Source organism: Pirellula sp. SH-Sr6A, from assembly GCF_001610875.1.
Taxonomy (GTDB): Bacteria; Planctomycetota; Planctomycetia; order Pirellulales; family Pirellulaceae; genus JBKCUI01.
Genome location: NZ_CP011272.1, coordinates 2,808,509 through 2,822,970, shown reverse-complemented (window position 1 = coordinate 2,822,970; position 14,462 = coordinate 2,808,509). Strand labels below are relative to the sequence as shown.

The window sequence follows — 14,462 nt, the reverse complement described above, 5'->3', positions numbered from 1 at the left end:
CGGGTGCAAGTCCCGATGGAGGCCTTGATGACAGGAACTCCTAGTCGACTGCAAGGGTGTCAGGGGCAACTCTGAATCTGAAGGAAGCAGCAGGCAAACTCTCGGTTCGAGGTACACGAACCGTATACGAGGCGACGACCCGGTGGGCGAGAAGGCACGAAGATTCAAAGCCCAATGTCATTCGGACCGAGTCGGCGTATATGCGGCGAATATACGAGAGGAAAGTTACGCGTCTTACCCTGAGAGATCTACGGGGATGCTGCAAAGCTAGTTGCCTCGCAAGAGGTTACGATGTCACCGTAGAAGTCAGCAGAGGCCATAGTAGTCGGAGGCTTTAGCTGACGAAGGGCCGAACAAGTTTAACCGTTTGGTGCAAAGTATTCGTGATGTGAGGTAGACGCAGAGATGACGGCTGAGAAGCCTGAGCGGCGAACAAGAGTATGCGGCGGAACCGCTGAGGGTAATTCGTACGCGCGTCAAACACTTCCGGCATGCAATGAGAACACTGAACATTCAGTCACCGTCACGATGGAGGAGGTGCTAAGCCGCAGCAATATGTTGCAGGCGTTGAGCCGTGTTGTCGGTAATAAAGGAGCCGCAGGCGTTGATGGGGTGACCGTCGATGAACTGCCAGGCTACTGCCGAGAGCATTGGGAACGCCACCGGGAAGAACTGTTCAGCGGAACGTATCGTCCGAGCCCTGTGCGAAAGGTAGAAATACCTAAACCCGGTGGCAAAGGGATGCGCATGCTGGGCATACCGACAGTGCTAGATCGCTTGATCCAGCAAGCTTTACTGCAAGTGCTCACGAGGCTCTACGATCCAATGTTTTCGGATTCTAGCTTTGGGTTTCGCCCAGGCCGGAGTACGCATCAGGCGTTGGATCGTGCCAAGGAACACATTGCTTCAGGGCATCGCTGGGTTGTCGACATGGACTTGGAAAAGTTCTTCGATCGCGTCAATCACGACATCCTGATGAGTCGCCTTGCACGTCAGATCCAAGACAAACGCATCCTGAAACTGATCCGCTTGTATCTGCAAGCTGGCATCATGGAAGGCGGCATCGTGAGTCCACGCAGCGAGGGAACGCCGCAAGGCGGTCCCTTATCACCGCTTCTGTCCAACGTCCTGCTCGATGAGCTGGACAAGGAGCTGGAACGCCGAGGCCACAAATTCGTTCGCTACGCTGATGACTGTAACATTTACGTTCGCAGTCACCGCGCCGGTGAGCGAGTGCTTAATGGTGTCGAACGCTTCCTGAGCGAGAAACTGCGACTGACAGTGAATCGAGCCAAGAGTGCCGTGGACCGCCCCTGGAACCGCAAGTTCCTGGGCTATACGTTCACGCACCATCACCAACCGAAGTTTAAGGTGTCTCCTGAATCGGTCAAACGCTTCAAGGGTCGCCTACGCGAGGAACTCCGCAAGGCACGAGGTCGCAATGTGCGTACGGTGCTTGCTCAGTTGCAGCCGGTCCTGATCGGTTGGGTGTCGTACTACCGGAAGAGTGAAGTGAAGAAAACGTTCGAGGAACTTGATAGCTGGTTACGCAGGAAGTTACGCGCCATCTACTGGCGCCAATGGAAGCGTCCGCCCAAACGAGCCCGCGAACTGACTCGCCTTGGCATTGACCGCGTGCGAGCGTGGGTCTGTGCTGGCAATGGTCATGGCCCCTGGTGGAATGCTGGCGCTAGCCACATGAATCAGGCCCTGCCTACTCGCCACCTCACGCAACTTGGGCTGATAAGCCTCGTCCAGAAAGGCACTGAGCTGAATCGTCGTTAGACCTGAACCGCCGTATACGGAACCGTACGTACGGTGGTGTGGGAGGACGGCGGGAGTAATCCCGCCTCCTACCCGATTTTGATGCCGAGCAGCGAAGATCGCTGCAAAACCGGACATTAGCGAGTTCCGGCTGATGGCCGGATAAATACTACCGATCAGCCGGTAAGGAATTTGGAGAGCTCATGAGCCTCCCCGCTGGTGTTTGTTTCGGGCGTCCAGTCGGGCGCGGGTCATGCGCTCGCGCAGGCCTCCTTCGGCAAGGAAGGCCTTTTCCAACGCTCGCAATTGTTGGTCCAATAAGTAGTTGGTTTGGTGTATCAGGCAGATCAGGATATTGGCCACGATCTCAGGAGTGCGGGTGGCGAGATAGGTCCTGAAGGTCTCATAGGACACATCATTCTTAGCTCCCAGTTTGCGAACAAACATTGCTTCGCGGGAATCCTTTGCCCAAAGTGGGTGGCTGCCGGTGCGTAGAAAATCTCGGTAGTCCTCGAGCAGTTCTTCTAGACTTGCGCGCGCCACATTCACCAGTTTGATTTCCGTTTCCTTCGACGTGGCGCTAGCCATGCAGCCTTCCAGGATATTCTGTTTACCAGATCGAGCGGCCTGTACCATCTGGTCCACGGTGCGGTCGCGTCGGTCAAGGAATCTTTCACAGAAGAAGACCGTACCGTCGTATACGATGCGGGCCTTGCGGAAGGACAGTAGATCCTCGTACCCACCGTGGGCAGGAATGAAGCCGTTCATGGTTGATCTCACGGTCGGGTGTGGCACTTTACGGGCAAGTGCGGGGCGATTGTTCCGGCATGCCGGCTTTCGAGAAAAGACCTGATTAATATAAGACTTATAGGACCCATAGGCCATATGGGACCAATAAGACCAATAAGGCCAATAGGTCCTATGAGTCCTATGAGTCCCATCGAGCGGGGCTGATATCTAACGAACAAAGATAAGCCCGATAGACGAGTCAGTTTGTTGGAAACGATTTTGCAACAACGGATTCGCGACACTCTTTTTGAGAAGCTCTTGCGGATGGGCTAGATGCCCATATCCGCCAGTCGTTCGACGACTTGCGAGACAATCTTGGTCAGTTGCGGATGGTTCACCTCCAACTCGTCGACCCAAGCCTGAAGGCGGGATGAGAGGCTGCTGTCGAGCGTGTTTTCCCCGCTCGCTTCCAAGGAGTCTTGAATCTCCTGCGCGATACGCTTGAGCGACTCCCGTGTCTCATTATCCAGCTCGGAACTTGTGTGCAGCTGTTCATGGAGACGCTGCAGCGTTTGAATCAATTCGTTCGACATACTATTCCTCTCCCTCACGTGGGAATGTGTTCCGATGAATCCAGTGCTTGGTGTGGTGGAATCGGAATCCCACGACCGTTTAAGCTAATATTCCTTGCAAGACGTTGCCGTGAACGTCCGTTAATCGCATGTCGCGGCCGCCAAATCGAAACGTTGACTTGGTGTGATCGATCCCCAGCAAATGAAGCATCGTTGCGTGGAGATCATGCATCTCGCACTTGTCACGGATCGCGTGGTAACCCCATTCGTCGGTTTCGCCGTAGATCGTACCACCCTTGACCCCGCCACCTGCCATCCAGATGGTGAATCCAAACGGGTTATGGTCGCGACCATCGGCGCCTTGCGCAAAAGGAGTTCGTCCAAATTCGCCTGCCCACACCACGAGGGTGGAATCGAGCATGCCTCGGTCTCGGAGGTCTTGCAAAAGAGCACCGATCGGTTGATCGACGGCTCGCGCGTTGGACTCATGCCCTTCTTTTAATTTGCTGTGCTGATCCCAGCGGTCTTGACCGACGTTGGGACAAGTCAGCTCGACAAACCGAACTCCTTGCTCCACCAATCTTCTCGCGAGAAGGCACTCTCGACCGAAAATACGAGTGGGCTCGTATTCGGCATCCAGTCCATACATGCGCTGGGTGTGAGCCGTTTCTTGACTAATATCACAGAGCTTAGGGATTTCTGCCTGCATGCGAAATGCAAGTTCATAATTGGCGATCGCGGATTCGACCGGGTCGCTCTTTCCAAAGAAGTCTCGCGTCTCGTGGTCGAGCGTCTGCAGCAACTCTAATTTCCTGCGCTGACGCTCGGGCGACTTCTCCAACGGAGTCACGTTCGCGACGCTCTGGCCATTCGGACGCAGTACCGAGCCTTGATAGGTGGCCGCCAAGAAGCCGTTGCCAAAGCAGTCGAGGCCGCCGGGCGGTGTGAGTCCGCCGTTAAGGACAACGAATCCAGGAAGGTTCTCGTTCTCACTGCCCAACCCATAGGTCACCCAAGCTCCCATGCTCGGTCTTCCTTGCAAGCCGCTTCCCGTATGCAGGAAGTAATTGGCGAACGTGTGCTCGGGAAACTGGGAAGTCATCGATCGGACGACCGCTAGCGAGTCCACTTGTTTGGCGACGTGTGGAAAGAGCGAGCTGACCTCGATGCCCGATTCGCCATGCTTCTGAAAGGTCCAAGGAGTTCCGAGAACCGTGCCATTGTTGTTGAACTGGGTCGGTGCTACCTTGAAGAAATCAGCGGGGTTCTTTCCGTGGTGTTCGGTCAGTAGTGGCTTGGGATCGAAGGTGTCGACCTGCGAAGGCCCACCGTCCATGTAGAGAAAGATGATGCTCTTGGCTTTTGCGGGATGGTGCAGCGGGTGGTTACCGCGACTCGATGATAAACCATGCTTTTGAAGCATCGCCGCCAAGGCTATAGCACCGAAGCCATTCGAAGCTCGCTGCAACCACTGACGTCTCGATACGATCACCACTGCAAATATTCCTCAAGGGATTCACGGATGCCGTCAACCGGGGGAGTAACTCCCGTCCAAAACGCGAAGTTCGCCATCGCTTCGCAGACCATCCATTCTACTGGCTCGATAGCCAGAAAACCACGATTTAAGAACTGCTCCCTCGCTTTTCGCCCTTCGGAAGAGAAGGAGGCGTCCAAACAGGCAATCCGAGGAGAATCCCCCCAACTCAAACCCAATAGAGCCTTGGAAGTGGCTAAATCGGGGACGCGTTCAAAGACGACGGCCGACCATGCTGCGGCTCCCTCCGAGTCAAACTTTTCATCGGTGCTTAGACTTGTTCCGGGAATCCACCTTTCCATCTCGCATTCCAGTCGAGGTCGCGACATGACCAGCGAGTCGAAGAGAGATTCTGATCCGACGAACAGCGTTCTCGCAATCTTAGCAGGCACCTCGACGTCCGATACCGAATCCGACGCGAACTCGCGTTTTTCAGGCAGGATCGGTGCATCCAGTTGTTTCGGAGCCGCGTTGTCGATGGCTTGCCAAATAGCGGTTGGGAAGAGATTGTCCCCCAGCCAAGAATTCCCATCGGATCGGGCCACGGTCACTCGTTGGAGTCGAAGCGCGGACTGCGTGACCGTATCGAGTTTGGGAATGATAAGCGACTGGAACGGTTCCAGTACTACCAAGCCTTGCATCCCGAGCGCTTGGACTCCGCGTACTGCGGCGTCGAAGCTCTCTTCGGCGACTTGCGATGTGAAGAATCGCCAGTCCAGTCCGCAGTCCTTCGCAGCTCGCGACATCACGAACTGCGTTGGGTTGCCAGCGACGGGGTTGCCGATGCAGCAGACGATGGGTTGAAGTGCGGGTTGCAACGTCATGCGCGGAGCTGCGGATCTAGAACGTAAACTGGAGAGTTCCCAATCGCTTTTTGGTCTCCGCCATCATCGCATCTTCCGCGGCTTCGCTGTCCGCTTCGTAGGTAACCGAGAATCGCAAATGCGGTCCGGCGTCATCCCACGGAACGGTGACCATCGAGTGCTGCGTGATGAAGTATTGCGATGCTTCCTCGGCATTGGCGAACGATGGACCGCCCGCGACGCCGGTTGGCGACTTCGTGTAGAGGAAATAGCTTCCGCCAGGTACGTCGCATTGGAATCCGCATTCGCGGAGGCATGCGACCAGTTTGTTCAAACGACGGCGATACTTCGCGTTGATCTGAGCGGGAATTTCAGGGGAGTCGAGGCCAGCGATCGCGGCGCGCTGGATCGCTCCGAACTGACCGCTGTCGCAATTGTCTTTGACATCCGCAAAGGCCTGGACGATCTTCGCGTTTCCGCAAACCCACCCAATTCGCCAGCCGATCATATCAAAGCCTTTGCTCATCGAATGGACTTCCACCCCCACGTCCATCGCGCCTGGAATTTGGAGGAAGCTCAACGGTTCGCCTTGGAACGTCAGCAAGATGTGGGCGGCGTCCTGGACGATGATGAACTTCTTCTCGCGAGCCAACTCGATGATTTGTTCGTAAAACTCACGTGTCGCGACTTGTCCCGTCGGGCTGTTGGGGTAGTTGACCACCAGCATCTTGGTCTTTTCCCAAATTTCATCCGTTACTTGGGAGAAGTCTGGGAAGAACTGGTTTTCGGGAAGAAGGGGGAGGCGGTGTACCGTGCCGCCATAATAGCGAGTGTGCGTGCCTGCGACCGGATAGCCCGGGACGGTCATCATGGTGATGTCGCCAGGATTGATGAAACAGGCAGGTAGCATCGACAAAGCGGTCTTGCTCCCGATGCAATGGTTGACTTGGCTGGCCGCATCGAGTTCGACCCCGAACTGGCGTTTCATGAAGCGAGCGACGGCTTCCTTGAAATCGGCCGTCCCGTTGTCCATGTAGCCTCGGTTTTCTGGACGGTTGATTTGGACCGCCATCTGCTCGCGTACCTTGGTGTTGGCCATGGAATCGTTCTCGCCGATCCCGAAGTCGAGGAGCGTGCGATTGGGGTAGTCCGCCAGCGCTTTCCGTTTCGCACGCTTGATTTTCTCAAACTTGTAGATCTCGTTTCCTTTGCCGTAGGAAAGGCCGCCAATGCGATCTGCGAAGAGCTCTTGAAAATAAGGATCTGCCGAAGCGATAGGTTCAGAAATCGTTGCCATAAGAGGGTGCACTCTGTTGTCAGTCAGGGTCACAAATCGAGAAACAATAGAATTCACCTCCATCATAGGTGATCAACCCGATTTGTCGATTGCAGCGGTCAAAGGGGCTGACGGACTTGTTGCACCAAGAGAGCTGCCGACTGGCTGCAACAAAAGAGCTCACGCGCTGGGCCAAGAAGAGCAACGCGGCGCAGCATTCGAAGATTCGTAGGTCGCGACCGGCTGGCAGTGCGCAACGCTTACGAAGAAACGATGCTGGAGACGCGCATCCCCAGCATCGTGTCAAAGAAGAAAGCTGTGGCTGTCCAGCTAATTATTTCTTGCGGTGACGGATCCGCGCTCGCATCCGTCTCTTCTTTCGACCAATCTTTCGTCGACCGCGTCCTGTCTTCTTAACACCCACGAGCAGTAGCTCCAAAAAATGTTGTTTCTGTTACGTTGCTTGAAATTGGAGGGGAAGAGCGTACCCACCTCCGCACGATTCGGCAACCCCCAAATTTACTTACCAGATGGTGAACCTGGCCGTTGGGGGGGGCGTTGTCCTCCGGTGGTTCCGTTGGCAGGGCGGTTACCTGGCGTGTTGACGGGGCGACCTGTCGGGGAAGCCGAAGGGGTTTTTGCATTCGATTTATTGGCGGAGGGGGCGGGCTGCTGGCTAGGGAGCTTGGCTGCCCGAGCGTCAGGAGCACCTTCGGTCAAGGCCTTGAGGGCATCCTCCATATCTTGCGTGAAATGGGCCCCTCGTTTGATGACCTTACCATTGCGATCGACCAGAATCGTAACGGGGACGCTCAGTACCCCAAGCCCAACGGCGAGATCGCTCTCAAAACCACTTCCCTCGTGGATATGTGGCCATGGGGCAAAGCCGGCGGGAATGGAGGTTGCCGCTTTCTCGCGATCGGAATCCAGGTTCACCCCAACGACCCCAAAGGCTTTGGGATTCTTTGCCAGTTCTTCCCGAATCTTCTTCATGTCCTGCTTACAGGGCTCGCACCAAGACGCCCAGTACTGAATGACGACTGGCATTCCCGCGAACTGCTTGCTGTCAAAGGTTTTGCCGTCCAGCGTCTTGCCGGAAAGACTGAAGGTTCTTCCCTCCAAGCTCAAACGGGCGATGGCGCCGGATGCTTTCTTTCCTTCGTTGGTCGAAGGGAACCCGTCTGCTACCTTCTTGTACCAAACTTGGGCTTCTTTCTCCTCGCCGGTTAACTCGTGATTGAGAGCGATTTGAATCATCGCATCCGCGGCGTCCGGGCTCTCCGAGTACTTCTCGACGTAGGCTTCCAAGTTCTCCATGTGATCCCCTTGGAGCTTGGCAAAGTTCACGTTCTCACCCAAGCTCTTGACTTGGTAGTCTGTCGTCAGAACACGGTAAGCGACGTAAGGCATGAGGTCCTTGCCACCAGGAATGTTCGGCAGCTGGGCTTCGAACGACTGCAATCGCTCCAGCCCTTCGGAATACTCGCCTTGCATCGCCGCCGAACTCACCGAGTCGACAAACTGCCGTACCCACAGTTCCATTTCGGATGTCCCCTTCGATGCATTGATCAAGCGGACCATGGTTTGAGCTCGCTCGTCGTGCAGTTGGGATAGTTTGCTGTTGTCTCCAGCTGCAGCTCGGATTTGGGTATCGATCTTCTCCAAATCGGAAAGGAGGGACTGCATCTCTCCGGTCATGCCGCTAGACCCCTCCTGCGTTGTTACCGGTCGACCACCTGCTGCGACCGTCGAGGGGAAAAAGAATCCACTCTCTGCAATCGTAGCCCCGTCGCTAACCGATTTTGGAAGATCGGCCAGTTTCCACGTTGCGCCGAGTTGCACCAACGTTCCGACCATGAGTTGCTGACTGGTCCCGTCGTTATCGATGATGGAAATGACGTTCTCGTAAGCGACAACATCCTGGGTTGCACCATCAGTACCTGCTGGTACTACGCCCGGCTTGTCGGCGGCAAAGTGAGCCCATTTCGTTGTGGATTGGACTAGCTTTTGCGAACGCGCGAATTCGGCGAATCCCGTACGGGCCGCGAGGACTCGCTCCACCAATTGCTTAGCCTTTTCGTCGCCAAGCCCCAGTTGCTTGATCTCTTGCTCGGAGGGGAGAAGGCGGCGAAAACGGTCTTCATCCTTCGTTTTGATGGCTTCGACCAGCTCGATCGTCACCTCTTCGGGCGAAATCATCTTCCACGTATCGACGGTTCCATCTTCGTTTTTATCGATTCCCCAGCGCGTTCCGCCCGTCCCCAGCCATCGATATTGGTCGGCCGTGGCATTGAAGTCGCTGTCGATATCTCGATAGATCTCGATGCCATCCTTGAAGTAGCACCATTGATCGACTTGTCGGTCCCCGTTGGCGTCGTTGAATCGGCGAAGCATTTGACCATTCGGGCCGAACACCGTCAGGCCATCGACGCCGTTCTTGGATTCGTAGCGGCTGGTGCAGCTCTCGGCTTCCTTCTCGCCGACTTGGTCGTAAACCACATTGGATTGGCGTGGCTTGTATCCCAACGCCTTGGAAACTTGTGGGTCGACATCGACTCCAGAAGCGGTTGGACCTGCGACGGACAGCACGATTGCAGCGGCAGGAATCGAAGCCCAACGGCTCCATGCCAAGTTGCTGCGAATCCATCCGGTTAACCATACTTTGGGTTGTTGACTCATTCCATTGACTCCAGAGCAGTCCAGCGAGCCGCGACGCAGCTCGAAAGACCGTGCATTGAGGTATCGACTAAGGCGCGCGCGTCCAATGCGTCATCGCTTCTCGCGCGGAGTCTAGCAAAAGGGTTCAAGCCAGTCCAAGACCATTCAAGGGGATAAGCTGCGAGGTGTTTGAAATGCCAGCAACCGCCAATTCCCAGATTCGATCTCCGGTACCAAATCTCCTATCTCCCCCTCATGACGGGATTCAAAGATAGCAATCGCGGCCGTCGGGACGTCCAAGTCGCTTCCGGCTAGGGCGCTCATCAAAATTTCCATGCCTGGATTGTGCCCGAGTACCAGCAAACTCTCCTCGTCGGCGTGGCTGTGAAAGGCGGAGCGAATGGCGTCCCAAATGACACGAGGCTCCGCGAGATAAAGGGCGTCCACCCACTCGACACTCCCATCACCAGGGAAATCGCTAGGCAAATCGTTGGATAAACCCCAGGCTTCACGCATCCTTTCCAATGTCTCTCGCGTGCGCACCGAAGTGCTGGAAAGAATTCGGGCTACGCGGCGATCCTCCGCATGTAACCATTCACGTAGCCAATGGGCCATCCGGGGGGCCGCATCCTTCCCCCTCGCATTGAGCGGTCGCTCCTTGTCGTGGAGGCCTGGCTGGCTCCAGTCGCTTTTGGCGTGCCTCATTAATATCAATTGTCGGTGCACGGGATGCCTTTCTACAAATGGATTTCGTGAATGTTAGCACATAGGGCTCCATCCTGACCCGTCTTGCAATCGTTCGAATCGGGGGGGTAGGATCCGGATTGCCCCGCACTCGGCGCGGCCCGGGAAGTATTCCCAATCCCTCTATTTCCTAGAACTCTGTCACCTAGATTATGCCTTCCACCGAAGAAACGCTCCAACAGGCTTGGAAAATTCACCAACAAGGGAACGCGGCGCAGGCGGAAAAAATCTATCGCGATGTTTTGCAACACGAGCCGAATCACGCGAATGCGTGGTGCTACTGGGGGATCGCCATGCACGATCTCCGTCGCTATGCACAAGCGGTCCAGGCTTACGAAAATGCGATTCGATTGCAACCCAACTTCCCCATCGCTTGGAACAACATGGGGAACTCCTTGCGGTACATCGGGCGAGTTGCCGATGCGGACGCGGCGTTTCAACACGCATTGGACCAGTCGCCGCAATATTTCAATGCCCTGCGAAATCGAGGCACTCTCCACGCGTGGACTGGCCGAATCGATCTGGCGTTTGAGTACTACTATCAAGCCATGCAACTCAACCCGCATGATGCGGAACTACATCGCAACCTCGGTGTAATTCATCTCTTGCAAGGAAACTTCCGAGAAGGCTGGAAAGAGTATCGCTACCGTTGGCAATGCGCGGAAGCGATCCAACACCGATACCCACAACCGAAATGGAACGGGGAGTCTCTCGAAGGAAAAACAATTCTCCTTTACGCGGAGCAAGGCCTCGGGGACACACTCCACTTCGTTCGGTTCTCGGAGATACTAAGCAAAAAAGGAGCGAGAACCATCCTCCATATTCAACCGCAACTCTTAGCCATTCTTCAGCAATGCAAAGGGATCGGAGAACTGGTTCCCAACTCATTACAAGTCGAAACACCGTTCGATTACCACTGCTCTCTAATCGACGTGGCGGATATCCTCGGAATCGATGCCAGCAACATTCCTTCGCAAGTTCCGTATCTATTCGCGAAACCTAGCTTGATTTCCTTTTGGGCCAACGGTTTGCAGCGAGCAATCCCCCCTTCCCCGTTTCGAATCGGACTGAACTGGCAAGGAAATCCTGACCATCAAGCCGATATGTTTCGATCTTTTCCTTTGAAATCGATGGAGTGTCTCGCTGAATTGGATGGCGTGCAATTGATTAGCCTGCAGAAAGGCAAAGGGACGGAACAGCTCGAACATTGGCAAGGCAAGAAAATCATCTATTGCATGCCTGAAGAAGTGGATCAGTCGAGCGGTGCGTTTATGGATACCGCCGCCATCCTGCACGCATTGGACTACGTTGTCACCAGTGATACGTCTCTCGCGCATCTGGCCGGTGGTATGGGTATCAAAACTTGTTTGGTGCTTGGATTCACTCCCGATTGGCGTTGGCTGCAGTATCGCTCCGATTCTCCGTGGTACCCAACGCTTCGAGTGTTTCGACAGACAGCTATCGGCGAATGGAACCCGGTCTTGCAGGAAGTCGCAGAATTTCTTCGAGGCGAGTTTGCCAAACCTCGTGTCAACTGATGCTCATGCTTCGGGCAATCCACTCGTCATTACAATTCAATCCGTAGAGCCGCTTTCGGTAGACCTGTTTTGCAGGGGATGGGCATGAAGGAGTACGATCCGAACGATTTTGCCAATCGCTTGATTCGACACAAAAAGTATCTGATCCCTGCTGCCAGCTTGATGCCGTGGCTTCCTCGCGAGCCCGCTCCAAAAACCTTTGCGACGCTGGAAGAGGCCTGCAATAAAATCGTGCTCGCTGAAGCTGCTGAGGTACCGGAAACAACCGTTAAGGTTTTTCTCGATGGTGGCGTGCACGAGTGGAAAGTGCCGGGAGTGCTGGAGCATGAGCAATCGCTCTATGTCTTACCAGGCGGTGGTTGCGTGGGTCGAAATGGATGCCTTCGTTCATCGGATCAACGTGCTATCCGCGACACGGCGTTCATGGGCAAATATGGCGTCGAAGGTGTGAAAGCCTTCTCCAGGCTAGATCCTCGGCATTGGATCCATCGCCAGCGAGGAAACCTCACGGCGCGCCGATCTATTCCGACACCGCAACGAGTTCCCGGCTCCGCCATCTCGATGAACAACTGCAGCTGCCACAATTTTTTTCACTGGCTAACCGAAGTCGCTCCCCGCGCTTTGGCCGCAATGCAGTTCGGGAACGAGGAGGCGATGACGTATATTGTTGATCATCGCAGCGCCTACCAACGGGAGATACTTCAACTCCTTGGGACCAAGCCTTCGCAGTGGATTCAACCGCACAGCCACCTTCATCTCCAGCCGGATCAGCTTTTGTGGTGCAACGAACCGACTTCGCATTTGCTAAGCGAATTCGCAGCCCGAATCCAACTCACCGGGAGACCGACGAAGTCCCTGCCTAGGAAAATCTACATCAGCAGAAGAAAGGCGGCGCACCGGAATCTGATCAATGAGCAAGAGGTCGATTCGCAATTGCGGTCCGAAGGATTTGAATGTTACGACTTCGAAGCTTTACCCATCCAATCCCAAATCGAACTGATCTCTGCCGCGGATTCGATCGTCGCATTGCACGGCGCGGCGCTCGCCCACCTGATTTTCGCCTCGCCGGGTACCCAGGTGGTTGAGATCTTCCCTGCATCGAGGCAGAACTACGACCTCTATCCACGAATCAGCAGGATGCGCGGGCTGCGACATTCCTTAGTTCTCGCGAGCCAGTCGAAGCACCGTCAGCAAATCCACGTGCGGTGCAACGACTTGTTCCGTGCGTTGCAGGAGTCGTAGTGCGTCGACCCGTCGTGGGAGGCAAGACGGCTAGCGTCCCGTTTGGGCGGGTTGGGCTCGTTTGGAACTCCATTTGGGAAGATAGAGCTCGCTGTATTGGGCGATGGCTTTTACCAGTTCGGAGGCGATTCTCGATCGGCTTTCTTTGGTTCGGTAAACGGCTCCAAATTCAAGCTGCATCGCATCGATCCCTACCGCTTGGTGACTTCCATAGGTCTGTACGATGTAGCCGCCCGTAAACCCAGCTTGCTCTTTTCCTTCGAATGGATCCGGGTGAACGATCCAGCCCGCGGACTTTAACAAGCCGAAGAAACTGTCGCTCCCTTCGTGCGCGGATCGACCGAAGTCCCGAATCAATCGCGTGACGGTCTTACCATTACTCGTTCCTCGAAAGACGGTGTCGCGGCGAGAACCTTGGCCGTGTAGGTCGAGCAGAAGACCTTGCTGGTGCTCGTTGAGTATTTCTTCGGTGAAGCTCGCCATCGAATGGTGATAGCGATTGTAGACCGATTGCATCGCCTCGTTTTCGAAAGCGATCGAGGAAGGGCGATTCGGATCCAAGTACTTGCGATGGGTGGCGGAGATAACAAAGTAAGGCTTCGCTCCAAACTCTTCCGCAATGGCTTCGACCACCTCCATCGCTAATTCTTGGGTTCCGCCATCGCGACCGACGAAAAAACCGCTCGGGCCGGTTTGAAGTCCCTTCCCTTCGCGAGGGGCAACGCCAGGGAACCCAAGCGATCCACCGTGCGGCGCGGAAATGAGGATGGGAATAGTCCCTTTACCCACCAGAACCAGTTTCTCGAGGTCAGGGGTTGTTTGGGTGGGACTAGGGACGGGAGCAGAGCGAGTGGGCTCGGGAGGTGGCTGGCTCTGGGCGAACGAGTTCGACGTAACGCAAAGAGCAAAAAGCAAGACAAGGGGGTAGGTCCAGGGCTTCCCCGACCGTGGCGAAAAGTATGCCGGGGGCTGGTTCTGGCTACGCATGGTTAAGACTCTTGCGCTGGAGGATATTTTTCGCCTATCGCCATCCGAGCTGGTTTGTAGGTGCGGACATCCCACTCCAGCTCTTGCGGCAGGAAGTCAAGTGGAGTGCGTTCCTCCAGCTCAATCGCGAAGAGCGATCCATAGGGAGCGGACTGTACCCAGTTCTGCAGCAGGGTTCGCATGCCATCGGAATCCTCTTCCCAAAACGCGTAGGGAGGGCAGCAGAAAACGACCCAAGGCAACTCGGGGAGCCGCAGAAGTGGCAGATTTCGGTCCATCGAAGCGCTCCATCGCAAGACGTCGTTTTGGATCACGACCAAGCTGTCTTCGACTCCTAGGGTCTTCGCATTCTTCGCGATGTCTTGTGCGGCACCTCGCAAGATCTCGAACAGGACTGCGGCGGAGGAGCCTCTCGAGAGTGCCTCGAATGCCAGAATTCCAGTCCCCGCGAAAAGATCGAACGCAATCGACTCCGGAAGCGTACCTCCGAGCAAGTTCATGACAGCTTCGCGAGTCCGATCCTTCATCGGTCGAGTTCTCGGATCGACCGCGAATTGGATCTTTCGCGACCGAAATTCTCCGCCGATGATTCGAAGGTTTGTTTTTTCCAAGGGA

General features: G+C 55.4%; 12 protein-coding genes. 3 read left to right on the top strand and 9 right to left on the bottom strand.

Translation table 11 applies throughout. From position 1 onward, the window contains the following. Positions 1-528: 528 nt before the first annotated feature. Positions 529-1,785, top strand: coding sequence for a group II intron reverse transcriptase/maturase (ltrA, locus tag VN12_RS11045; protein WP_205855087.1), 1,257 nt, complete (start codon positions 529-531; stop codon positions 1,783-1,785). A 180-nt stretch (positions 1,786-1,965) separates the two neighbouring features. Here ltrA and VN12_RS11040 read toward each other — a convergent pair whose 3' ends face one another. The 7 genes from VN12_RS11040 to VN12_RS11010 all read right to left on the bottom strand — a co-directional run bounded on the left by VN12_RS11040 (position 1,966) and on the right by VN12_RS11010 (position 10,041). Continuing rightward, positions 1,966-2,532 (bottom strand): four helix bundle suffix domain-containing protein, encoded by a 567-nt coding sequence (locus VN12_RS11040; protein WP_146676858.1) that lies wholly within the window; start codon positions 2,530-2,532, stop codon positions 1,966-1,968. Between the two features lie 290 nt (positions 2,533-2,822). Continuing rightward, the gene (locus VN12_RS11035) at positions 2,823-3,086 is read right to left on the bottom strand and encodes a DUF4404 family protein (protein ID WP_146676857.1); all 264 of its coding nucleotides are present in this window, start codon (positions 3,084-3,086) and stop codon (positions 2,823-2,825) included. A 79-nt stretch (positions 3,087-3,165) separates the two neighbouring features. Further along, a complete protein-coding gene (locus VN12_RS11030; RefSeq protein ID WP_146679884.1) occupies positions 3,166-4,488 on the bottom strand; it encodes a DUF1501 domain-containing protein in 1,323 nt (440 codons plus the stop codon). A gap of 65 nt (positions 4,489-4,553) precedes the next feature. Further along, the gene (locus VN12_RS11025; protein ID WP_146676856.1) at positions 4,554-5,423 is read right to left on the bottom strand and encodes a hypothetical protein; all 870 of its coding nucleotides are present in this window, start codon (positions 5,421-5,423) and stop codon (positions 4,554-4,556) included. Positions 5,424-5,439: 16 nt separating this feature from the next. Beyond that, positions 5,440-6,699 (bottom strand): LL-diaminopimelate aminotransferase, encoded by a 1,260-nt coding sequence (locus VN12_RS11020; RefSeq protein ID WP_146676855.1) that lies wholly within the window; start codon positions 6,697-6,699, stop codon positions 5,440-5,442. 498 nt (positions 6,700-7,197) lie between these two features. Next, on the bottom strand, positions 7,198-9,357 hold the full coding sequence (locus VN12_RS11015) for a redoxin family protein (RefSeq protein WP_146676854.1): 2,160 nt from the start codon (positions 9,355-9,357) through the stop codon (positions 7,198-7,200). Between the two features lie 144 nt (positions 9,358-9,501). Beyond that, complete coding sequence (locus VN12_RS11010; protein WP_146676852.1) at positions 9,502-10,041, bottom strand: SixA phosphatase family protein; 540 nt, start codon at positions 10,039-10,041, stop codon at positions 9,502-9,504. A gap of 191 nt (positions 10,042-10,232) precedes the next feature. On the opposite strand from VN12_RS11010, the gene VN12_RS11005 reads away from it, so the two are divergent. Beyond that, a complete protein-coding gene (locus VN12_RS11005) occupies positions 10,233-11,618 on the top strand; it encodes a tetratricopeptide repeat protein (RefSeq protein ID WP_146676851.1) in 1,386 nt (461 codons plus the stop codon). 84 nt (positions 11,619-11,702) lie between these two features. Next, positions 11,703-12,860 carry a glycosyltransferase family 61 protein gene (locus tag VN12_RS11000; RefSeq protein ID WP_168164334.1) on the top strand — a complete coding sequence of 386 codons (1,158 nt, stop codon included), beginning with the start codon at positions 11,703-11,705 and terminating at the stop codon, positions 12,858-12,860. Between the two features lie 30 nt (positions 12,861-12,890). Here VN12_RS11000 and VN12_RS10995 read toward each other — a convergent pair whose 3' ends face one another. Beyond that, positions 12,891-13,847: an N-formylglutamate amidohydrolase gene (locus VN12_RS10995; RefSeq protein ID WP_146676849.1), complete on the bottom strand. Its 957-nt coding sequence runs from the start codon at positions 13,845-13,847 to the stop codon at positions 12,891-12,893. 2 nt (positions 13,848-13,849) lie between these two features. After that, positions 13,850-14,458, bottom strand: a complete 609-nt coding sequence (locus tag VN12_RS10990) for an RsmD family RNA methyltransferase (RefSeq protein ID WP_168164333.1) — start codon at positions 14,456-14,458, stop codon at positions 13,850-13,852. Positions 14,459-14,462 lie beyond the last annotated feature (4 nt).

What these genes read in the sequence shown, in the direction of transcription:
- ltrA (WP_205855087.1), top strand. Translation starts at nt 529, where the DNA reads ATGGAGGAGGTGCTAAGCCGCAGCAATATGTTGCAGGCGTTGAGCCGT.
- VN12_RS11040 (WP_146676858.1), bottom strand. Translation starts at nt 2,532, where the DNA reads ATGAACGGCTTCATTCCTGCCCACGGTGGGTACGAGGATCTACTGTCC.
- VN12_RS11035 (WP_146676857.1), bottom strand. Translation starts at nt 3,086, where the DNA reads ATGTCGAACGAATTGATTCAAACGCTGCAGCGTCTCCATGAACAGCTG.
- VN12_RS11030 (WP_146679884.1), bottom strand. Translation starts at nt 4,488, where the DNA reads ATGCTTCAAAAGCATGGTTTATCATCGAGTCGCGGTAACCACCCGCTG.
- VN12_RS11025 (WP_146676856.1), bottom strand. Translation starts at nt 5,423, where the DNA reads ATGACGTTGCAACCCGCACTTCAACCCATCGTCTGCTGCATCGGCAAC.
- VN12_RS11020 (WP_146676855.1), bottom strand. Translation starts at nt 6,699, where the DNA reads ATGGCAACGATTTCTGAACCTATCGCTTCGGCAGATCCTTATTTTCAA.
- VN12_RS11015 (WP_146676854.1), bottom strand. Translation starts at nt 9,357, where the DNA reads ATGAGTCAACAACCCAAAGTATGGTTAACCGGATGGATTCGCAGCAAC.
- VN12_RS11010 (WP_146676852.1), bottom strand. Translation starts at nt 10,041, where the DNA reads ATGAGGCACGCCAAAAGCGACTGGAGCCAGCCAGGCCTCCACGACAAG.
- VN12_RS11005 (WP_146676851.1), top strand. Translation starts at nt 10,233, where the DNA reads ATGCCTTCCACCGAAGAAACGCTCCAACAGGCTTGGAAAATTCACCAA.
- VN12_RS11000 (WP_168164334.1), top strand. Translation starts at nt 11,703, where the DNA reads ATGAAGGAGTACGATCCGAACGATTTTGCCAATCGCTTGATTCGACAC.
- VN12_RS10995 (WP_146676849.1), bottom strand. Translation starts at nt 13,847, where the DNA reads ATGCGTAGCCAGAACCAGCCCCCGGCATACTTTTCGCCACGGTCGGGG.